The sequence below is a fragment of the Pediococcus sp. M21F004 genome (assembly GCF_051122535.1).
In the GTDB taxonomy this organism is placed as follows: Bacteria; Bacillota; Bacilli; order Lactobacillales; family Lactobacillaceae; genus Pediococcus; species Pediococcus inopinatus.
Window position 1 is genome coordinate 1,601,171 of record NZ_CP177314.1, and the last position, 21,868, is coordinate 1,623,038.

Here is a 21,868-nt window from a genome sequence, read left to right on the forward strand (position 1 = left end):
TTTTTAGCTATTTAAAGCAGTTATTTCAATTTACCCCATTGAGGAATTGTCTTTCCGTCTGGTGTAACATCGTCAGGGGTTTGCTGATTGTTTTGATCATCTGGATCTTTGAAACCATTAATGAGATTATCAACAAAACGTTTGCTGGCATGTCCATCAGGTTGATCAAAGAAGTAATCAACGAATGAGTCTAACTTCTGTTTATCAATAGATTCGTGTTGAATTTGTGCAATTAACTCGTCGGTAGTTTCAGCTAATGAACCTGGAATGAAGTCCAAGTAATCAAAGTAAAAGCTGCGTTTTTGCATGTAGTCTGTTAAGTCTGGTGCGAAGAAAATCATCGGACGTTTTAACAGCGCATATTCAAAACAAACGGAGGAATAATCGGTAATTAGTTCGTCAGCAACCATCAGTAAATCATTTATTTCACGAAAGTCGGAAACATCGTGGAAAAAATCAGCGTATTTGTATGGAATATTTGGTTGATTTTGAACAAAGGGATGAATCTTTAACAAAAAAACGTAGTCTTTATGGAGCGTTTTGTAGAGTTTATTAAAGTTAATATCTTCAAACGGATAATAGGCTGATTGTTGGCCATTACCTCGAAAAGTGGGGGCAAACAAAATAACTTTTTTGCCCTTAATATAAGGTAATTCTTCTTGTAATTTTTGGCGGATTTTAGTCTGATACTCTTGGTCAAAAAAGACGTCTGTTCTTGGAATTCCGGTGGTAACAATGTTTTTTTCTGGAATTCCAAAGCCTTCTGCATATTTGTCGGCTACGTGCTTTGAAGAAACGAGTGCTTTGGTGTAGTTGCGATGGTTTAAAGAGTCTAATTTAGGCCCGCCGGGCATGCCAACCCGACTGTAGCCAAAGGTCTTAAACGCGCCTACAGCATGCCAAACCTGAATTAGATCAGCGTTATGGCGAATGGTAAGCGGGTAAATCGTGGGGTAAAAGTCATCTAGTAGGATATAGCGGCTGGTCGCAAACGCTTTTGCGAGTGTGAAAACTTCCCGCCAAGATTTTTTGGCCTTGATACTGGGTTTTAAATAAAATGAAATCTTGAATTTAGTGTCTCGTTTTAGAAGCTCTTGATAAATAAACTCGAAGTTTCCAGAAATGCTCGTACGACTGTCAGATACAAATGAGATTTTGTGCTGATTTACGGGCAGGATATGATACCAACGATAGGCAATTTTCAACACACGACGCTTTAGCCCGCGCATCAAGGGCCGTTCTAAAACAAAATCAGTATTCAATTCGTTTTCAAGTGGGTTGATTTCACTGAGAATATTGGAACTAACTTCCAATGAGTTAGCCGCAAAATTATACTTAAAGATTAACCGGTATTGAGAATTCTTCTTTGCAGAATAACTTGTCATGTTGGTGATGTAGCTTAAATCATGATCGCAATCCAAAATCTTACCCACGGATGTTCGTTGAATTAACCAGCCATCGGAAAGATATTGTTTTAATTGAATTTGAATCTTATATTGACCAGGTTCGAGCGGCTTTCCCTTATTAATCACAGCGAAGTTAGCCACTCCTGAGTATCCCGCTACTGGAAAGCGCGCGTCGTCACTGGATTGATTTACGAGGGGAATTTCGATATCATCAACCCCGTCTTTAGAAAGAACCAGACTTTTGATGATTTTTTCTTCATCTTTTTCTGGAAACTTTTCGAAAAACGCCGTTCCGGAAATTGTAAAATAAGCACCATTAAAATCAATGGTGTTCACGCGGCGCTTAATCAGCGAATTGACACCTTCAACCAAGTGGGGCGCATCATAATTTGGTTTCACCTCTTCTTGTAGAATTGCGTTTGTTTGGGTTGGTCGAAATATTCGGCGTAATTTATTTTTAATTCTTCTTAGTAGTTGTCTCATAATTTCTGCTCACCGTACCTATTTATTGAGGTTAAGAATTGATAGACGCGGTCACTGTTGCGACCATCTTGTTTTGGAAAATTTTTTTGTTTTAATTGGCGAACGTAATCGAGATTAATTTTTGGAAGCTTATTATTAATAAAGTCGATCATAGCTGGGGCTGTTTGAAAATTGGGCGCATTCAAATATTGAAGATAATCAACATAAAATCCCTGTTGTTTCGCATAGTCTTGATAGTCGGGAGTAAATAATAAGATGGGACGCTCAAAGTAACTAAAGTTAAGCAAGAGGGACGAGTAGTCGGTGATAAAAGCATCCACCGTTTGCATCAGCCTTTTTACTAATGCCGGATCTTGGAATAGATGAATATTTTTGGGTAAATCTTGAATGTTTTTCTTCATATTAACATAGGGATGAATTGAAATGTAAATTTCCCAGTTATCATTTAATGTGGGCGCGGCACTAATCAAGGCATCTACAGCAGTTCGTACCTGGTTAGCATCATCTGTCCGATAGGTGGGTGAATATAATAAGCGTTTTTTGTGGTTTGGCGCTAAGCTAGTTGTCGTTTTAGCGAGTGTATCTAGCATGGGAGACCCAAGGGGTAAAGCTTGGCTCTTTTTAATGTCAAAAGCATCCACATATGCTTGGCGATCCTCTTGTGTATTCACAACGACCCAATCGTAATTTGTGTGGGGCTTGATGACACTATCACTGGCGTTGGGGAGACTCAGGCCAATCTTCTTTAAAGTCCCAATTGCATGCCATAGCTGAATGACCACATTTTGTTTATGTTTATTGAGAGAGTAAAGTGGGAAAAAGTAATCGTCAATTATGAATAAATGGGAAGTTGCAATGTAATAGACGGCGGTCAATGAGACCCAGAAAAATTGGAGTCGACTTTTACTAGAGCGATCATAATGAAAACAAAAGATTTTTAGTTCGTAATCACCTTTTTTTTCAAAAGTTTCATATAGTTGTTTAAGGTTGTCGACTAACTGGGTATTTCGAATGGTCGCAAAGGTCACTCGTTTGGGACGAGGATGAAAAATATAATAACAAAATTGATAGTTAGTGTTGTACAAGAATTTTAATAACGTCAGTTTTATTCGCTTTAAACTTCCCATCGCATCACAGCCTTTCCCCAGGAACTAGCACTTTCTTTTTCAAAAAAATTGATGGTTTCTTTAATTGAACTTACCTTTTGAGTGACACCAATTAAGTTGCACAAACGATCACGAGTCTGATTGTCGTTTGATAAAATATCAATTGCAGACTGAAAATCAGTACGACTACTACGGCTTGATCCTCGTAAAGTTAACCCTCGTTCCAGGACCATACGGGTATTGATTTCAATTGGATTTTCAGAAACGCCCAGTAACATAATGGTTCCCATTGGATGAATGTGATTGATGATTTGATCAATGGCAATCTGACTACCTGAACCACCAGTGCATTCTAAGGCGTGGCTCACTTTTAATTCTGGAGGGACGTCACCTACTAAATAAGTATTATCGGCAAAAGAGAAATAATCTAATTTGTATTGATGACGACCAAAAATAACCAGTTTGCTTTGTGGGAAAAATGATTTTACTAGTGAGGCGACGATATAACCTAAGTTACCATCTCCCCAAACACCAATAATCCCTTCATCTGCATCTATGGTCTCTTTTAAATTTGTGAGGGCCTGAACGCCGACAGAAATCATTTCGGTAAAGGCAGCCATATTGGGTTCAAAACTTTTTGGAATCTTAACGGCCCGATCTCGACGCAAAAATACATATTCCTGCATAAAACCATCATAGCCACTAGAACGAAAATGATTATTGGAAAGATAGTTTTCTTTAATAACAGTACTTTTTTGCGAAGGGGTATTAGGAATCATAGCCACCGTTTCGCCAACAGAAAACTTATTTTGAGGATCATAAACAACCTGACCAATCGCCTCGTGAATTAGAGCCATTGGTAATTTTTTATTAAGGACCGCTTGGGAACGGCTACCGGTAAAATAACGTTGATCAGCCTGACAGATTGATAAATGGGTTGGCCGAACAATAATTTCATCTGAAGATAAGTTTTCATCAATGGTTTGTGCTTCAAATTGACGTGCACTCACTAATCTATAAACTTGATTTAGCATTAAATAATCACCCGCTTTTCTACAATTGCTTGAGCTATTTTTAAATCATATGGCGTGGTGATTTTGATGTTGGATACCTCGCCACGAACCATGTGAACTTCTTCTCCAGCTAGAAGACAAATTTTGCATGAATCAGATAAAACTGCCTTTTGAGCATTTGTTAACTGATTAAATGCTTTTTTTAAGCATTTAATATTAAAACTTTGTGGTGTCTGGCCTTGATACATATATTCACGAATGGGAATTTCTGAAGCTTGGTCCTTCTCCCCACGAACGATGGTATCAATTGCTGGTACAACCGTATCAACAGCCGCGTGATGCATGACTGCATTGATGTTATCGTCAATAATCCGTTTGGTAATAAAAGGACGGACTGCATCATGGGTGACGACCGCATCGTCATCATTTAACCCAAAAGTTTTTTCAATATAAGCGATGCCGTTCATTAGGGTGTCATTTCGTTCGGCACCACCTGTGATAACAACCACTCGAGAATCTGTGACGTATTTGTGAATTAAATCTTCTGTATGTGTTACCCAATCAGCTGGGCACACCACAATAATGGCTTTAAAGCGTTCTTCTAAAACAAATTTTTCAATTGTTTGAATTAAAATTGGTTCTTTTCCAAGAGGTAGGAACTGTTTTAGCATAGGCGTATTTCCCATGCGGGTGCCTTTACCTCCGGCTAATATTTGTGCGTAAATCATAATTATCAAACTCCATTTCCTCTTAAATGATATTCATATACTAGAGGACAAATATGAAGATACTGTTATGGATTCGGAAATTTTCCTAGATTAAACGGTAGCTTTTTTGCACGAGATGCTAAGGAAAGGTTATGGCCACAGAACTGTTTACTAAGAGCACATAATCTTTTTAAGCAGAAATTAGGTGATGAATTTCTTTTTGAAATTATTGAAAACGGTTTCCATATCGCTTATGATTAGGGTATCTTGATGTTGAAGGAGATCATAAAAATATGACTTTAAAAATGGCCATTATTGGTTTTGGTAAAAGCGCCAATCGGTATCACTTACCCTATTTAAGCCAGCGAAAAAATATTCAGGTTAAATATATCTACAATCGTCGGCGTCATCCGGAACGAGAGACTGCCTATCAAAATATGGGAATTAAATTTACAACGGATTTAGACGAGGTTTTAAAAGATGATGAGATTCAGTTAATTACGATATGTACACCTGCTGATACCCATTTTGATTTTGCCAAACAAGTTTTGAAAAGTGGCAAAAATGTGCTTGTTGAAAAGCCATTTTGTAAGACAGTTGCGGAAACAAAACAATTGCTGGGCTTAGCTAAAGAAAGAGACTTAATTGCGATGCCTTATCAAAATCGGCGGTTTGACAGTGATTATTTAACTTTAAAAAAGGTTTTAGACCGCGGCTATGTTGGCGAGCCACTTGAAATTGAATCTCATATGGATAAATATCGTCCAGATGATCAGGTTCATATTGGAGACAAAATCAATGGGACTTTTTATGGGCTAGGAATTCATATGCTAGATCAGATGTTGGCATTGTTTGGGAAGCCGGAATCTGTGGCATATGATATTCGCACGATTCAAAACGAGGCAAGTACACTTGATGATTATTATCAAATGGATCTTCACTACGGTAAGTTAAAGGTCACCGTCAAGACGAACCCATTAGTGGCTGAACCATATCCTCGATTTATTTTGCATGGCACAACCGGTTCTTATTTAAAATATGATATTGACCAACAGGAAAATGACTTGAAGCAAGGTATTATGCCTGATGCGCCAGATTTTGGCGAAGATACTCCTGATAAATTCGGACATGTGAAATATCATAATAAAAATGGTGACTGGATTGAAAAACAGATCCCAACTGTTCAAGGGGATTATGGGCGGATTTACGATACTTTGTATGACAGTATTATGAATGGCAAACCTAAACTGGTTAGTGACGAAGAGACCTTAATGGATATTGAAATTCTTGAACAAGGGATTAAACAACCTAGTCCAAGTGTTGTTAAGTTTTAAAAATTAAATGGAATTCCGAGTGGTGTTTAAGCACTCTGGGATTCTTTTTTTGTTATATCACTTGAGCGCATCATGTATCTTGTGACCACAAACTGATGCCGCCGGTTGTAATGACCAAAAACAGCAATGTGCATATTCTTACTGGCCAGTGCTAAAAAATTTAAGGCATGCTGGTGAATTAAACAATTAACCTTGGCACCTTGTTGACTAGTTAATTCAAAACGAATTAGTGGCGCTAAATTTAGGACTTTAATTTGTGAAGTGATGGTTCCTACAAAATTACTCATGACTAAAACTTCCTTTCTCTAAAATTATTATACGAACGTACGTTCTATAAGTAAAGCAATTTATTTAATCTGATAGGCATTATTCTTTACTTAATAACTTATTGTTACCATAATTAAAAGAAAAGGGTGATGATAATGGAACTGCAAGCCGAGATCATAAAAAATCGTAAACGTTTGAAGTTAACTCAGGCCGAACTAGCGAAGCGCATAGACGTTAGTGAAGAAAAAATCAACCAGTGGGAACAAGGGGGACAGCCGCCAACAATTGAGAATCTAATTGACCTTAGTAATTTATTTGAAATTAGTTTGGACCAATTAGTTCGTGGAAAAGATCAGTTAGAGTTTGAAGAATTAGCGGCAAGACCGCCAATGTCTGTTTGGGATTTTTTGGCCCGTTATTGGTGGTTACTTTTTGCGGTTGGTGGATTTTTATTTTGGGCTTTTAGCCGATTTTCTTAATGTTTTTAAAATAAACCTTAATTAATCAGTCATAACGGTCTGATTAGTTAAGGTTTATTGATTGTTGGCCTCCTTTCCATTAAAATTGGGGATATAGGAAAAGTGGGGAGAAACTTATGATAAATACAATCTTATTATTAATTGTTGTCGGATTGGCAGCCGGTATTTTTGGTGCAATCTTTGGCATTGGTGGAGGAATGATTGTCACACCGATCTTGACGCTGGCAATGGGGTTAGATATAAAATATGCAATTGGAGCCAGCATTATTTCCGTGATTGCGACTAGTTCCGGTGCGACGGTGGCTTATTTAAAAGACGATATGCTTAATTTGCGTGTGGCAATGTTTCTAGAAATTGCTACCACGATCGGGGCAATTGTTGGGGCTATCTTGACCGGTGTCCTGTCGTCTCAAGTATTGTACATATTATTTGGGTTGTTACTTTTATTTTCATCCTGGAATATGGTTCGCAAGATGCGGGCTGGAAAAGAAGTCAGTGAAGACATCCAAGCGGATTCTCTTTCTACAAAACTAAAATTAAATGGGACCTATTATGATAATGCGGTAGATAAACAAATTGACTACCAAGTTTCTAATGTTCCCGGTGGATTTACAATGATGCTCGGTGCCGGTTTAGCAAGTGGATTACTTGGGATCGGTAGTGGTGCTTTCAAAGTAATTGCGATGGATACAATTATGAAGATGCCATTGAAACCATCAAGTGCAACTAGTAATTTAATGATGGGAGTTACCGCGGCGGCTAGTGCAACAGTTTACTTCTTCAATGGCTCGATTAAACCAGAGATTGCGGCGCCATTGGCCATTGGAATCTTGATTGGTGCTGCAATTGGCTCCAAAATCATGAAACATCTGCGGGCTCGCGTTTTACGGATGATCTTCATTCCAATTTTATTCTATATTGGATTACAGATGTTCCTTAAAGGATTTGGGGTGACCATCTAATGGCACAAAATAAAAAAGAAAATTTAGCAGAAAACACGAAAAAAATTGAGGAAATGAACCAGATTGAATTGGTTATTGGCCAAGTTTTACGGGTCGGGGTTGTCATTTCTGCGATTGTTATCCTGATTGGCATTTTGTTGCTAGTATTTACAGGTAAAACGGGGTACGCCGCGAATGTCTATCCAATTACAGTAAAGGCGATCTTGACCGGAATCGTGGCACTAAAGCCTTTTGCTATCCTTATGTTAGGGCTATTTTTGCTAATTTTAACACCGGTTTTACGAGTGGTGGTTTCCATTTATGCATTTGCGAAAGAAAAAGACCAACTCTATGTATGGATTACGACATTCGTTCTGGTTATTTTGATCGTAGGAATGGTAATTGGGTACTTTGGCAAATAAGATTTATACGCGTGGTATAATTAAGTTCCTTGGCAGGGGCACAACAAAACATGTGGACAAGTTGTCGGAAAGTATTCGATGACTTGTTTTTATTTTTAATATAAGTGAGAAATTACGGCCAAACCAAAATAGGCGGTAATATCTAAGGATTGGTCTATAATGAACGAGGATTATACATGAAAAGGGATGAAAGTATGTCAGAGTATCAATTTTTAAATAGCTATACTTTTGCAAACGGGGCGACCGTTAAAAATCGCATTGTCATGCCACCAATGACTGAGAAAAGCGCTTTTGAAAATGGCGTTGTGTCTAATGATGAGATTGAATATTATCGAAAACGTGCGGGTGGTGTCGGCATCCAGATTACCGGATGTGCTAATGTTTCTGATTTAGGTAAAGGGTTTGAAGGCGAACTCTCTGTTACAAAAGATCGTGATATTCCTCAACTTTCTCGATTGGCAACAGCCATGAAGAGTCAGGGTGCTAAAGCGATTCTCCAGATTTTCGATGCTGGTCGAATGACCAACACTGCCGTTTTACGAGGAGAACAACCGGTAAGTGCCAGTGCGGTAAAAGCAGCCAGATCGAATTCGGAAACACCGCGTAAATTAAGTGAGCATGAAGTTGAAAAAATCATTAAAGACTTTGGATCTGCAACCAAACGCGCAATCCAAGCTGGTTTTGATGGAGTTGAAATTCACGGCGCAAACACCTATTTAATTCAGCAGTTCTTTTCCCCAGATTCTAACCGGCGGCGTGATCAATGGGGCGGTTCTCTAGAACAACGGATGAATTTTCCGGTTGCTGTGGTTGCAGAGGTTCGTCGAGTTGTGGCGAAATATGCTTCTGCTCCGTTTATCGTTGGCTATCGAATTTCACCAGAAGAAATTGAAAATCCAGGAATTCGGCTTGACGATACAATGACTTTAATTCCGCGTTTAATTGATACGGGAATTGATTATTTACACATTTCCTTAAATAAGGTTTGGCAGTCTTCTTTGAATGATTCGACAGATAACCAGCCAGTTATTGAAAAAATTCAAAAAGTAGTTGATCACAAAGTGCCCATGATCGTGGTTGGGCAAATAATCAAACCAGCTGATGCGGAAAAAGTGATGGATGCTGGATTTGAATTTGCCGCAATGGGCCAAGAATTAATTCGGGAGCCAAACTGGGTTCAAAAAGTTGTGGCCGGAGACGAAAAATCAATCCGTTATGAATTATCACCAAGCGACTTAGACGAATTGAGTATTCCAACACCGTTATGGGATTTCTTAAACGAAGCGTTTAAAAATACGATTCATATTACAACTAAATAAAATTGAAAAACACTAACTAACAGACTTTCCTGTTAATTAGTGTTTTTTAGTTTTGCGAAAGTCTTTTTCTGAGCTCCGGTTGACTCGCATAAATATATAAGCCGTGCACACCGCGTTTTAACAGCACATTCAAAGTGTTCATAATTAGTTTGATTTTGATTTCCTGTAATTCTTTTGGGTCGGTTAAATCGGCCCGTCTTTTAAAGATTTCACTGTCAGTTACTTTATCCAGATTGACCGTTACGCGATCGGTGCTAGCCACATATTCAATTGGGGGACCCAAAATGACGCCGACATAATTCAAATCAAAACCTTGAACGGTATAAATTGAGCCGACTTCGTTGATCGTTTCGGGTTTTTCGGCCCAAGACTGACTGGAGTAGTTGTACTGATCCCAAGGCAACTTAAAATTGCCTTCCACAATATAATGCTTGCCGCCATCTAGCTTTGAAGGGTACCCAGTTGTGGAAACAATCCGCGACAAACCAACCCTTTTATTTTGATTTTTAATTAATTGATACATCTCTTCGGCATCATCCATAATTCGAAAATCAAATTGTCCGGTTTGGAGAGGAATTGAGCCGGTTTTGCCGTGTGTAAAGTCATCAATCCAATCCACTAACTTGGGATCGGCTTGCATTCGGAATTGATTATGAAGAACGTAGCTGTCATGAGGATAAGGTTGCACTAGTTTGGCTAAGCGTTCACGGGTCCAAAAGCTCTTTGTTTTGAGTACTTGATTGTCGTCAAAAACTAAAATGACAATTTTACTGTTGTGAATAATTTCCGTCAGTTGATTTTGTTGATCAAAATTATTATAGCGATCCGGTCGGGACAGTAACAAATGGGCTTCATCAATCACGGCAATGTCGTACAGGACGTGATCCTTGTGGCGGCGGTTAATGAAGGTCGTGGGGCGATCAAAATCTTTTTTAAACAGATGCGGTTGTTCGCCGGCAATCTCTTGATAAACTTTCAAGAGCTCGGGATGATTAACCAAAAAGATGTTTTTAGTTCCGTATATATCACTTTCGGGATCACTGCGAGCGGCGGTTTGCAGGGTATTGAAAATCTGACTTAAAACGACACTTTTGCCAGTTCCAGCCTCTCCGTAAATTGTAAAAACGGCATGCTTAGAATGGTTAAGATGTTGCTTGATAAATTCAAGAATTTTATTTTTGAGTTTTAATTGCTCAGCAGATAACGGTTTAAATGGTGATAGTTTATAACGCGCATCGTTGACATTAGTTTCAGACATGGTGGATCCTTCTCTCTTGAAAAGCTACTTTCATATTAGGACAAAGTAGGGTGATTTTGCAATTTCTATTAAACGTGCATGTTATGCGGTGGTATACTTTAGGGCATAGAGAATAGGAGAAGTACATAAATGATTAAAATTGTTGAATTAGACGAAACAAATATGGATGACTGGGATCTTTCCAACACGCCATTTGAATTGACAGGACGCATAAATCCGACCCTAAAAAACGGCGAATGGACAATCAGTGAAACGCCTTTTGAAACTGCAAAAATAACTAAATTTCCGGCAGAAAAGCCAGATGCATCGTATCTAACAGATCCCCAGAAGCAACTTTATTTTGCTTATTTAGACGGTGAAAACGTGGGCCAAATTCGGATGTTTCGGAATTGGAATAAATTTTGTTATATCGAAAACATTGCCATTAAAGAAGGCTATCGTCATGAAGGCATTGGCCAGCAACTATTTTCAGCCGCAGAAAAATGGGCCCGTGACAACGGCTATATCGGGCTGCAATTGGAAGCACAAGATGATAATTTGAATGCTTGCCAGTTTTACCAAAAGCGAGGCCTGCAATTAGGTGGTGCTGATACTTTGTTCTATACGGCCAATCCAAATATCAGTGTGGCATTACAATGGTACAAGATATTCTGAAATTAATATCTTGAAAATGGTCCGGTAGTTAACGGCAAGGCGCCATTATGACTGAACAACTAAATTCAATAGACCTGTTAGAACGAAAAATCACAGATTGTGGGGCAGAAGTTTTGGCTGAAGTGGATGCAACTATTGCGAATATGACTAATTAAAAACATCGTCCAGAGATTATTCTGGGCGATGTTTTATTTTAGATTTAAACTTTTAATTTTACGTACTGTGTTTTGTAGAACCATATCATTAGGATTTAACCCTAACTCACCATTTGGGACTGGATATCCCAGCTTGCTGTAATAACTTTTCCAGAATGGCAAGATATCTGTATGAGTTGGATCCATAAAATTCATTGGAACCAGCCTAAATATTTGGGTGTGTTTAAATGCTTCAAACACAAAATCTGCACAGTAATACCCAGGTGCACCAGGAATATAGCTCGAATTATAAGTCTGGTCTAGAAGCTGGTTTGCTTGGTTAATAATTAACGAAGAATCAATTTCTTTGGTGGATCGGTATAAATCGATTTGGGCCCAATCACGTGTTTTAAAGTGAGCATAGGATTCTCGGATACTGCCAGTATCAGGAAGGGTATGAAGCACAAAAATTTCATTAGTTGCAGTCACTTCAATTAAAGCAACATGATCATAAACAGACGCTTTTGAAGTAGTGGTACTTTCCACAATGGCTTCTAAGAAATCGTCTGGCACACTCTGTAGAAATAAGAGATCGGCATTTTTAAACACAGGTAGGTCTCCTTATTGATATTTCAGTGATTCACAACTATTCGTTATGATCTTCACCCGGTGCGGTATCTACCAAGCTATCCAATGTTTCCATATCAGTATCTGGAATTACGAAATCTAGTTCCTTATTTTCATTAATGTGCGCAGGATTAACAGCTTTAGGTAACGGCAAAATGTCATGCTGGATACAATATTGAATCGCCAGCTGAGCGACAGTCACCCCGTTTTGCTTGGCAATGTCAGACACTGTGTCGTTATTCAGCAAATAACCCGTGGCAAGAGGCGAGAAAGCCTCGACTAACATGCCGCTTTCTTTCGCAAATTTCACGTTTTGTGGTTCAGTATACCCAATATAATACTGAAGCTGATTCACCATTGGTTCTACTTTACAATTTTCAAGAATGTTTTTTTGATCCTGCACATTAAAATTAGAAATTCCAATGGCTTTTGCGCGACCAGATTGATAGATTTTTTCCATGGCCCGCCAAACTTCGACGTTTTCCTTGGAATAATCTGCGCCCATTTCTTCCCATGGCCATGGCGCATGAATTAAGTAAAGATCCACGTAGTCTAGGCCAAGATTTTGCATAGTTTCTTCAAAAAACTTTAAACTATCGTCGTAACTTTTGCTTTTTGCAGGTAATTTTGTGGTGACAAAGATTTGATCACGAGGAATTCCGGAATCACGAATGGCCTTCCCCACACTCTTTTCGTTTTGATATTGCCAAGCAGTATCAATATGACGGTAACCGGCCTTCAAGGCATTAGCTACAGCATTGTAAGCAACCTCGCCATCAGGAACTTGCCAGGTACCGAAGCCGACCTTAGGGATTTTAACGCCATTTCTGAGTTTAAACGTATCAGTTAAAGCAGTCATTAAATATCGCTCCATTTCATTTTTAAATTAAGTTAACGATACCACGAAAGTTAAAAAAGAAAATTAGAATTTAATCGAAAAACAGCTTCATACCCAAAATTGGATACGAAGCTGTTTTGACTATTTAGTTTTTAACACGTCTTCGGAAAAAGTATTTTCGTAATTCTTCAATCAGGACGAGTGGAATTGGAATACAGATTAATAATAACCAATCAGTTCCGCCAATGGCCGCTGTATTGAATAAACCTTGTAGGAATGGTACATAAATGAGAAGGGCCAATAAAACTATTTCAAAGATAATCCCACCCCAAATTCGACGGTTACTGAAAATGCCAATGCTAAAGACGGAAGAAAGCTTGGTTCGGCAGTTGATGGCCGCCGCAATTTGGCAGAAGACAATGGCTGCGAGCGTCATGGTAGTTGCTTCTTGATAAACGTGACCACTAGCTGCAAGGGCGACGTTTGGCCAGCCATTGAGCTTGTTTACAAAGAAGTAAGCCAACGTTGAAATTATCGATGCGACTAACCCATACCACGCAAAGGCTTTTAAAATAATGCCACGAGTTAATAAATGAGCTGTTCGTGCGCGGGGTGGTTGTTTCATAATGCCAGGTTCACTTTTTTCAGCACCCAAACCTAATGCAGGAAGCATATCGGTACCTAAATCAACAGTCAAAATTTGCATAACTGTCAAAGGTAAAGGAACTAATCCACGAGTAAATAGGAAAATAATTGAGGGCGCAGCTTCAGGCATATTACTGTTTAGAATGTACAGCAAGAACTTCTGCAAATTACTGTAAACAGTTCGGCCTTCTTCAATGGCTGCGACAATCGATGCAAAGTTATCATCAGTTAAAATCATATCCGCAGCATCTTTAGCAACGTCAGTTCCGGTAACCCCCATAGCAACTCCGATATCAGCTTTCTTAAGGGCAGGGGCATCATTGACACCATCCCCAGTTGAAGCCACAATTTCGCCGAGACTTTGTAATGTGGAAACAATCCGATATTTTTGTTCTGGGGCTACTCGGGCAAAAATCACTTCACCCTTCAAAGCTTCTTTTAGCTCATCTTTGTACATGGCAGCTAATTCATCACCAGTGATGACGCGTGCTTTATCGCTCGCAATCCCGATTTTAACGGCAATACTTTTAGCGGTTAAAGCACTATCACCAGTAACCATGATGATCCGAATACTAGCATCATGACACTTACGAACGGCTTCAAAAATTTCTGGACGGGGTGGATCTTCCATGATAGTTAGACCAACAAACGTCAAATGTTGTTCCGCATTTTCAATGGTCCAATCTTTTGGATCTTCAGGTAAGTCGGCGTCATCACTGGCATCTCGATAAGCAATTGCCAAAGAACGTAAACCTTCAGCCGCGTATTTTTTATCTGCATCGTTAATTTGTTTACGATCCGCATCGGTGATTGGACGAGGTTTCCCATTATCTAGGATTGTGTCACTAATTGGTAAAATGCCATCTAAGGAGCCTTTGACACAAATTGTATTTTTCCCATCAACCTGATGGAAAGTAGACATTCGTTTTCGATCCGAATCAAACGGTAATTCACCAATTCGGGGAACTTTTTTGGCCTCTTCTTCAACGTTTAATCCCGCTTTTTCTGCCAAGATAATCAGGGCAGCTTCGGTTGGTGTCCCAATAATTTTCGGATTATCGCCCGCTTTTTCAGGTGCGACAACTTTAGTATCGTTGTTCAACGCGGAAACCCGTAATAACATCTGTAAATCAGGCTGCGTAGCAACATCAACATCCTGGTTATCTAATTGGATGTGGCCGTTGTTCACATATCCTTCACCGCTGACGGCATATTCGTGACTGGCTAACCAGAGGTGATCAATGGTCATTTGGTTTTGGGTTAAGGTTCCCGTTTTATCGGAACAGATTACGGTGGTCTCACCTAGCGTTTCGACACTGTTTAAATCTTTTACTAAGGCATGTTTCTTAGCCATTCTCGTCACACCTTGTGCTAAAGACAAGGTGACCGTTGGCAGTAAGCCTTCGGGAATAAATGCTACAATCATTCCTAAAGCAAAAATAAATGATTTAGCAACCGGGTAATGGACAAAAAAGATTGCTGCAATGAAAAAAATAGTTCCGATCAAGATCGCAATTAATGATAACTGTTTAGTTAAATGATTGAGTTCTAGTTCGAGGGGACTAGAATGATGTTTTTGACTTTGAGTGAGTTTGGCAATTTTACCAAACTCAGAATGCATTCCAGTTGCCACAGCTACGGCAGTCGCAGTTCCACTACCAGCAACGGTACCTGCAAATACCAAGTTGGATTCAGAAAAACGGCCAACCCCATGAGAATAGGCAGCCTGTTTGCCGACAAGAACGGATTCACCAGTCAAGGCTGATTCATCGACCTGCAGTGAAGTAGATTTGATAATGCGGGCATCTGCTGAAATACTGTTACCAGCCTGAATGATGAAGATATCACCCGGAACAAGATCTTCTGAGTTAATTTGTTGGGCCTTACCATCTCGTAAAACCTGAGCGTAAGTTGGTAACATTTTCAGGAGGGAATCTGTTGCTTTTTGAGCTTGATGTTCCTGCCAAAAACTAAAAACACCGTTAATGATATTGACGGCCCAAATCGCAATTCCTAATTCGGTCATATTGGCAAAAATGGCAATGAATCCACTGATCCAAAGTAAAATGGCCATCAAACTTGTGAAGTTCTTCAGAAATGATTTGAGCTGTGATTGTTTTTGACTACGTTGGATTGTGTTAGGTCCAAATTTTTTCAATGAACCGGCGGCTTGTTCAGAAGTTAAACCAGTTTCTTTAGTGTCAAAATATTTATAGACATCACTGATATGCATAGATGCGTATCTTGTTGTGCTATTTTGATTTACCTTATCCAAAGTTCTGACCTCTTTCTGTACAATTTAAAAAGCTATATGCCTTACAACAGAACAGTATAACGCCAATTACTAAAAAGGGTATACTATTTATCAAAAAGATTATCTATGTGTGATAAGCGCAAAAATAATTGATTACTGAGGAGCTACATTCACTTCTGGTTGTGGCTTTTTTGTAGGGCTTCGGAGAATATATTGTTGAATTAAATTAACAATTTCTCGATTCTGCGGCAGGTCATGATGTGTGGTGTCCTCACCGGTGACCGTGATTTGTGTGTAGCTTTTGGCCTGATCTTGATAAATATATTTACCGGCCTCCACACTCGCGAATGGTACCGTACCATCGTTGTTATAGTTTTCGGTTCCAGCAACTGAATACATCACCAGATTAGTTGGAATTTTTGATTTGTCGCGAATTAAATCACTCAGCATCTGGGTGCGTTTATCAATATTTGTTTCCGAAAAGTTAAAAGGAGAAGCAATCGTCATTAGGGTGTTGATCCGTAATTTTTGCCGGTTAAAATATTTTTCGAGATACCGGGTAAGGACTAAACCTCCATTAGAATGGCCAATAGCCGAGAAATTATTGAAGTGATAACGGGCTGTCAAAATTACCATGGCATGTTGGAACCACTTAGTTTGTTTTTTGATATTTGAATAGCCATCTTTATTATTGGCAAATGCGATCACAATGTAGGGATGGTTTTTTCCTGCCCGAAAGCTACCACTGTAGGTCAGATGGTTATCTGCATGGACGGTCACTTTTAACAGGCTACTGGCACTGGCAGTATTGTGATTTAATTCGTTTACCATTGCGTCAAACCGCTCCTGAGTTGCACTGCTCCCGGGAACCAAAATGATGGGAGATACACGTGAATTGTTTGCAGGGATGGCATTACGCATATTTTGTTGGGTCCATTTGAGGCCCAATATGGCGATTAACAGAAACAAAAAAACGAAAAACAGCCCTTTTGTCCATTTAACCATGATTGACATCTCCTTGCTCGTTTATTGCTCGATTTATTAGGTTTATGAAAGGATAATAAATGGCACTAGAAATGGCGAGACAGGCTAGGCTAAGTAAAAGCGCTCGCCAGTCGCCGTTTGTTCCTAAAAACGCGCGTAGGATGCCTGGAGTGGCATGTGGGATGATGTAGGTGGCTGGGGGAACAAGTTTGGTCATAATAAAAAGGTAGCCAAGCATCATACTGATTAAAGGGGCAAGCAAAAATGGAATCAGAAGGATCGGATTAAATAAAACCGGAATGCCAAACAGTAAAGTGCCACCTTGATCAAACAAAGTTTGGCCTAGTGAAAGACGGGCAGCAAATTGCATGCGTTTATTTTTAATTTTAAATAATAGCGTGGCGTTCAGGGCCAGAAGCATTCCGTTCCCACCAAGCATGCCATACGAATTATAAAGAGAATGAAAGGTGATCGGGTAAGGAATTTTCCAGAGGTTATGATGGGCGATAACATAGGCCAAATTAGCTCCTTGATCTGGAAATTGATTTGCAATTGTATTTGTGAAATCACTAATGATACCAAAAAAGTGAGCACAGTTTCTGAGCGTGACAGCTAGTAATATTTTAAGGAAAGAGGGATGCGCCCCAATATTTAAAAGCGTAGAAATTTGTTGGTAGAAAAAGGATGCGTAATACTGTGTTTGATGGACTGTGAGGCTTAGGCCCCCAATAAGCAAAATAAAAATAAACAGCGTCAATATGGTAGGCCAATTATTTCCAAAGCCCGTGTGTGAATGGGCTTGCAGTTTGGTAAAGCAAAAACCAATAATCAAACCCACAATAATCGGGAGGAGAAGGTTGCCAGAGCTTTCAGAGATTTGCAGCAAATTTAGACTAGGAGAGGTCTCCGCAATCAACAAAAAGTAGATGGTTAAACTTGTAAGTCCAGCCAAATATCTGGTTGTGGGCCGCGTTGAGCTGGAAACGAAATGATCAGCTACTAAAAAAGCGATTGAAAGTGCAATTGATAAAAAGATGAGCATTGTTGTTATTTTTAGGGTGATTCCAAGAGGCTTAAATGCAGGTAGATTAGAACGAAGATCAAAAATAGCCTCGAAAATCCCATTTTCATGAAATGCCGTTTCGTAAATAATATGTAAGGCAATTCCAATAAACTCAAATGGTAATAAGATTCGAAGCGTACTGATGATAGCTTGATAAAATTGTTGTTTAGATAATTTTTGCGTAAAACGAATTAATTGATTCCCCATAGTCGTAATCTCCCCCGTGAATGTGCCTTGATTATACAACATTAATCAAGGAAAAATAAAAGCTCTAACAAATTGGTCCAAAGGTGATCAATTTGTTAGAGCTTTTTGAATTTAAGGTTAACTTAGTTCTGGACTAGTTTGTTCTCGAGGTCGTTCGCGTAGATAGCTTGCTAAGGCAATTTCTACACGTTTTTGTTTACGCACAATTTCTGGTGTGACATGCGGCATAAACAAAACGGTCTTTTTCTTGGCCTGAATGACTTTTTGATCTTGACGAATCATTTGCCAAATAGAAATCAATAAAAACGCACAGACGATAATCAACGGGAAGCCTGCAATCGAACTAATCGCTTGAACCGTTTTAAAACCACCGACAAAGACAATCCCGAATGAAAAGATAATAAAGACAATTACCCAGATCAAACGGTTGAACTGACTAGGCTGTTCGCCAGGTGCCAAATGCCGACTCGTAAACGAAGAGACAATGAATGCTGACGACGAAATTGTGGTGGCCAAAAAGATAAAGCAAGAAATGCTGTAAATAATTAGCATTAACATTTTGAGAGGCAAAGTACTGAGAATCGCAGCGATTGCAGCTGCTTGACCTTGGGTATTTAAAATGTGAATTAAATCGATGACACCGGTTTGCTGTAAGTAAAGGGAGTAACCGCCAAGAATAGCATAGAAACTCATGCATCCAAGGGCACCGTACCCTAACATGCCAACGACAACCTGGCGAATGGTACGACCACGTGAAATCCGGGCGATAAATAATCCCATAACGGGCATGTAAGATAGCCACCAGCCCCAATAGAAGATTGTTTCATTTTTCACAATATCAGTAGTACCAGTGGTGGTAGTACCTGTACTCATGGTAATGAATTTGGTGACCATTAAACGCAAACTGTTACCTTCATCACGGAAGATCGTTAAAGTTGGGCCGATAAATAACACGATAAGAAGAAATCCAATCGCGGTCCAAATATGAGCGGCACTTAATCGATCAATTCCACCCTTAATTCCGTGAAAGACGGTGACTGCAAAAATGATGAATAAGATCAAAAACATAAATAGTTTTAAGAATAAGGTGTCAGGAACACCAGTGATTTGATTGATGATTTTTGACAGAACAGGGATTTCCATCCCAACAGAAGAACCAATCCCACCCATGATTCCAAATACAACTAAGAAATCAATGATTTGGCGAATGATTTTCTTGTAACGTTCTGGGCCCTTCAAAAAGGAAATGGCAGAACTGATACGCATAACACGGACATTACGGACATACATCACATATGCAATGGCGACAGTTGCCGAAGCAAACATCATCCAAGCCATTGGCCCCCAGTTAAACTGGCCAAGCATATGGGCATTGCTGTAAGCAGCAGCAGAATATGGTTTAGCACCAAAGATGGGACTTTGAACATAACGGAGTGGGTCAACCATACTGAGCATGAGAATGCTGGCATCAATGGCAGTGGCAAAGACCATGCTCCCCCATTGAAAACTGCTGTATTCGGGTTTGTCGTTGGCGTGACCGAGTTTAATTTTTCCAAAGTGGCTAAAAGCCAAAAACATGAAGAAAACGAAGTTAATGATGTAAATGCCGAGGTAGGCCCAACTCATGTGAGCGGTGATACCATTCATTAAGTTGCTAAGGGCAACTCGTAAATGAGATCCGCCAAGAATGAGTCCAAGCGAAACGAGGGCGAAGAGACTAACGGTGGGAATAAAAACGGTTTTATCTATATTACTGTGGTGTAAAATAATAATCCTCCTAATAAATAAGTGTTGGGGGAGCAATTAAATCTTGTGAGCTAATCACGCAACGGGAAGGATATCCTGCGTTAGACGCGATCAGTTTTCATAAGCCATGCTTCCAAAAAAAGGTTTTAATAAGAATAAGGAAATGTGTGAAGAATTCAATCTTAGAACAAACAAAAAAACAACATACAATTATCCATCGAGGATATCTGCACAGTGTTTTGGGCTTTACAAATATTAATGAATTCGCTCTTTTTTCATTGATTGAATTTAATTTTTAATAACGTCTCCATTTGCATCAAGATGATGAATGATGCGAGCAGGGTTACCCACGACGACAACATCGTCTGGGATAGATTTGGTGACAACGGATCCAGCACCAACAACCACCCGATCACCAATGGTTACGCCAGGCAAGACAGTCACTCGGCCGCCCATCCAGACGCTATCACCAATCGTAATTGGTGCGCCCATCTCAACATCTGCGTTGCGCCGTTTTGCATCTAGTGGATGAACTGGCGTATATAAGCCAACATTGGGCCCAAAGTAGCAATAACTGCCAATCGTGATCGGGCAAGTGTCTAACATCGTGATGTCATAATTACCATAGAAGTGGTCGCCGATATGAATGTTGAATCCATAATCGAATTTAAAATCACTTTCCACGAAGAAATTGTCACCGGTGGTTGCAAGAAGTTTCTGAAAACGATGATTTCTGTTTTCATTGTCAGTAATCTGGTTAATCTCTTGAAGTTCTTGCCGAATTAGCTTGCGACGGGCAATTAACTCAGGATCGAACTCTTTGTAGGATTCACCAGCGGTCATTTTTTCTCTTTCAGTTTTCATATTCTAACCATACCACGTTTACAAAGATTTGTTAAAAGCGCGTAAAGGACACAATGATTCGAAACGCTGCCTGCAAGGCTTTTTGTCCCATTTCTTTGGCTTCTAAATTCCAAGACTGACTAGCGATCTGAAAATTTTTGGTAACCTGTTGCCAATGCTTAATTAAATCATTAACCGTGATTGCTTGTGTGTCATTTAGACTTTTCCAGAAGATTTCGACAAATTGATTTACATCTTCGGGCTTTTGATTGTGTAGCCAAGTGCGCAAATCAGTATTTAAAAAAGAGTTCATTACTGAAGCTGTCCCCAACACCAACGGGGCATCATCTTGAAGACGCCAGCTATATAAATCGTGTTGCCAAATTCCACTGGCTGAGCTAAATACAATTTTAGGCAAACTAGGGTAAGAAGAACCAATGCCAAAAAATGGAAGTTGCGGAAGATAGGTATGAAAGTCGATGGCTAATGAATCCGCAATTTTAGGGGCTGATGAAAATTGTGGGCCATCGAAATTCACAACTTGCTGGATATGAGATTGAATTTCTTTGGCCGCCATTATTGCCGCCCAAATTGCCATTGTTCCGCCTTTGGAGAAGCCGATCAGTTGAAGGGCATCATTGGAACTGCCAAGCACCTGGTCTAAATAAGTTAGTGAGAAAGTTTGCCAGGATTTTTCTTCGAAATCGTAAGTGATTTTTAAATCTGACTTCCAACCTAAAGACGTGCCATCAGCACCGCGATAACTAATCACTTTTTGGTGAGGCTCCGTCTGGACTAAAAGAGCTGCACATTGGGTTCTTAAATCATTTTCATGAAGATCCCTGAATCCTGAAAGCATGACATTTTGGTAGCGGAAAGAAGTGGCCAACTTTTTGATTAAAACACGATCGTTGGGCAGCAATAAATATTTTGAAACAGTTGATAAACTTTTTTCTATTAATCTCATCGCTGTTGGCAAAGAGATTTGATTGGTTAGATCTTCAGAAACAATGCCCGCTAAAGGCAAAAAGGGTAATCGAGCAAAGATCATTTGATCCGCAATATTTAATTTAGAAGTTATTGGTCGGTTGTAATTATCTAAATAATCTAATATTTCAGGCATTTTTAATTTCTCCGT

General features: G+C 39.4%; 20 protein-coding genes. 6 read left to right on the top strand and 14 right to left on the bottom strand.

Annotated features, from left to right (window positions below; all coding sequences use genetic code 11):
- Nucleotides 1–20: 20 nt before the first annotated feature.
- From ACLHK8_RS08085 to ACLHK8_RS08100, 4 genes are read right to left on the bottom strand one after another with little or no spacing between them, the layout of a single operon-like run.
- The gene (locus ACLHK8_RS08085) at nt 21–1,889 is read right to left on the bottom strand and encodes a CDP-glycerol glycerophosphotransferase family protein (RefSeq protein ID WP_082623239.1); all 1,869 of its coding nucleotides are present in this window, start codon (nt 1,887–1,889) and stop codon (nt 21–23) included.
- Nucleotides 1,886–3,016 (bottom strand): CDP-glycerol glycerophosphotransferase family protein, encoded by a 1,131-nt coding sequence (locus ACLHK8_RS08090; protein ID WP_063698493.1) that lies wholly within the window; start codon nt 3,014–3,016, stop codon nt 1,886–1,888. Before ACLHK8_RS08090 ends, ACLHK8_RS08085 begins: the two co-directional genes overlap by 4 nt.
- Nucleotides 3,004–4,029 (bottom strand): ribitol-5-phosphate dehydrogenase, encoded by a 1,026-nt coding sequence (locus ACLHK8_RS08095; protein ID WP_057772694.1) that lies wholly within the window; start codon nt 4,027–4,029, stop codon nt 3,004–3,006. Before ACLHK8_RS08095 ends, ACLHK8_RS08090 begins: the two co-directional genes overlap by 13 nt.
- Entirely contained in the window at nt 4,029–4,736 is a 708-nt protein-coding gene (locus ACLHK8_RS08100) for an IspD/TarI family cytidylyltransferase (protein ID WP_063698491.1), read from the bottom strand. The genes ACLHK8_RS08095 and ACLHK8_RS08100 overlap by 1 nt, the downstream gene beginning before the upstream one ends.
- Nucleotides 4,737–5,008: 272 nt before the next feature.
- Here ACLHK8_RS08100 and ACLHK8_RS08105 point away from each other — a divergent pair, with 272 nt between their 5' ends.
- Nucleotides 5,009–6,049, top strand: coding sequence for an oxidoreductase (locus ACLHK8_RS08105; protein ID WP_057772698.1), 1,041 nt, complete (start codon nt 5,009–5,011; stop codon nt 6,047–6,049).
- Between the two features lie 26 nt (nt 6,050–6,075).
- On the opposite strand, the gene ACLHK8_RS08110 is transcribed toward ACLHK8_RS08105, so the two are convergent.
- The gene (locus ACLHK8_RS08110) at nt 6,076–6,336 is read right to left on the bottom strand and encodes a hypothetical protein (protein ID WP_057772700.1); all 261 of its coding nucleotides are present in this window, start codon (nt 6,334–6,336) and stop codon (nt 6,076–6,078) included.
- A 135-nt stretch (nt 6,337–6,471) separates the two neighbouring features.
- Between ACLHK8_RS08110 and ACLHK8_RS08115 the strand changes: the two genes are divergently transcribed.
- The 4 genes from ACLHK8_RS08115 to ACLHK8_RS08130 all read left to right on the top strand — a co-directional run bounded on the left by ACLHK8_RS08115 (nt 6,472) and on the right by ACLHK8_RS08130 (nt 9,477).
- Entirely contained in the window at nt 6,472–6,795 is a 324-nt protein-coding gene (locus tag ACLHK8_RS08115; RefSeq protein WP_057772702.1) for a helix-turn-helix domain-containing protein, read from the top strand.
- A gap of 116 nt (nt 6,796–6,911) precedes the next feature.
- On the top strand, nt 6,912–7,757 hold the full coding sequence (locus tag ACLHK8_RS08120) for a sulfite exporter TauE/SafE family protein (protein ID WP_057772704.1): 846 nt from the start codon (nt 6,912–6,914) through the stop codon (nt 7,755–7,757).
- Nucleotides 7,757–8,158 (top strand): DUF1634 domain-containing protein, encoded by a 402-nt coding sequence (locus tag ACLHK8_RS08125; RefSeq protein WP_057772706.1) that lies wholly within the window; start codon nt 7,757–7,759, stop codon nt 8,156–8,158. Before ACLHK8_RS08120 ends, ACLHK8_RS08125 begins: the two co-directional genes overlap by 1 nt.
- Before the next feature lie 194 nt (nt 8,159–8,352).
- Complete coding sequence (locus tag ACLHK8_RS08130; RefSeq protein ID WP_063698501.1) at nt 8,353–9,477, top strand: NADH-dependent flavin oxidoreductase; 1,125 nt, start codon at nt 8,353–8,355, stop codon at nt 9,475–9,477.
- 46 nt (nt 9,478–9,523) lie between these two features.
- Here ACLHK8_RS08130 and ACLHK8_RS08135 read toward each other — a convergent pair whose 3' ends face one another.
- Nucleotides 9,524–10,735 (bottom strand): DUF2075 domain-containing protein, encoded by a 1,212-nt coding sequence (locus tag ACLHK8_RS08135; RefSeq protein ID WP_063698489.1) that lies wholly within the window; start codon nt 10,733–10,735, stop codon nt 9,524–9,526.
- A 129-nt stretch (nt 10,736–10,864) separates the two neighbouring features.
- Between ACLHK8_RS08135 and ACLHK8_RS08140 the strand changes: the two genes are divergently transcribed.
- Entirely contained in the window at nt 10,865–11,389 is a 525-nt protein-coding gene (locus ACLHK8_RS08140) for a GNAT family N-acetyltransferase (protein ID WP_057772710.1), read from the top strand.
- Nucleotides 11,390–11,577: 188 nt separating this feature from the next.
- On the opposite strand, the gene ACLHK8_RS08145 is transcribed toward ACLHK8_RS08140, so the two are convergent.
- The 8 genes from ACLHK8_RS08145 to ACLHK8_RS08180 form a co-directional block, all read right to left on the bottom strand.
- Nucleotides 11,578–12,132, bottom strand: a complete 555-nt coding sequence (locus ACLHK8_RS08145; RefSeq protein ID WP_063698487.1) for a YiiX/YebB-like N1pC/P60 family cysteine hydrolase — start codon at nt 12,130–12,132, stop codon at nt 11,578–11,580.
- A 37-nt stretch (nt 12,133–12,169) separates the two neighbouring features.
- Complete coding sequence (locus tag ACLHK8_RS08150) at nt 12,170–13,009, bottom strand: aldo/keto reductase (protein ID WP_057772714.1); 840 nt, start codon at nt 13,007–13,009, stop codon at nt 12,170–12,172.
- 124 nt (nt 13,010–13,133) lie between these two features.
- Nucleotides 13,134–15,866 carry a cation-translocating P-type ATPase gene (locus tag ACLHK8_RS08155; protein ID WP_434520493.1) on the bottom strand — a complete coding sequence of 911 codons (2,733 nt, stop codon included), beginning with the start codon at nt 15,864–15,866 and terminating at the stop codon, nt 13,134–13,136.
- Nucleotides 15,867–16,040: 174 nt separating this feature from the next.
- Complete coding sequence (locus ACLHK8_RS08160) at nt 16,041–16,892, bottom strand: alpha/beta hydrolase (protein ID WP_434520293.1); 852 nt, start codon at nt 16,890–16,892, stop codon at nt 16,041–16,043.
- A complete protein-coding gene (locus ACLHK8_RS08165; RefSeq protein ID WP_057772718.1) occupies nt 16,885–18,141 on the bottom strand; it encodes a PTS transporter subunit EIIC in 1,257 nt (418 codons plus the stop codon). Before ACLHK8_RS08165 ends, ACLHK8_RS08160 begins: the two co-directional genes overlap by 8 nt.
- Nucleotides 18,142–18,258: 117 nt before the next feature.
- Nucleotides 18,259–19,872 carry a BCCT family transporter gene (locus ACLHK8_RS08170; protein ID WP_082623241.1) on the bottom strand — a complete coding sequence of 538 codons (1,614 nt, stop codon included), beginning with the start codon at nt 19,870–19,872 and terminating at the stop codon, nt 18,259–18,261.
- Between the two features lie 303 nt (nt 19,873–20,175).
- Entirely contained in the window at nt 20,176–20,751 is a 576-nt protein-coding gene (locus tag ACLHK8_RS08175; RefSeq protein WP_057772720.1) for a sugar O-acetyltransferase, read from the bottom strand.
- Between the two features lie 31 nt (nt 20,752–20,782).
- Nucleotides 20,783–21,853, bottom strand: a complete 1,071-nt coding sequence (locus ACLHK8_RS08180; RefSeq protein ID WP_057772722.1) for an Mbeg1-like protein — start codon at nt 21,851–21,853, stop codon at nt 20,783–20,785.
- Nucleotides 21,854–21,868 lie beyond the last annotated feature (15 nt).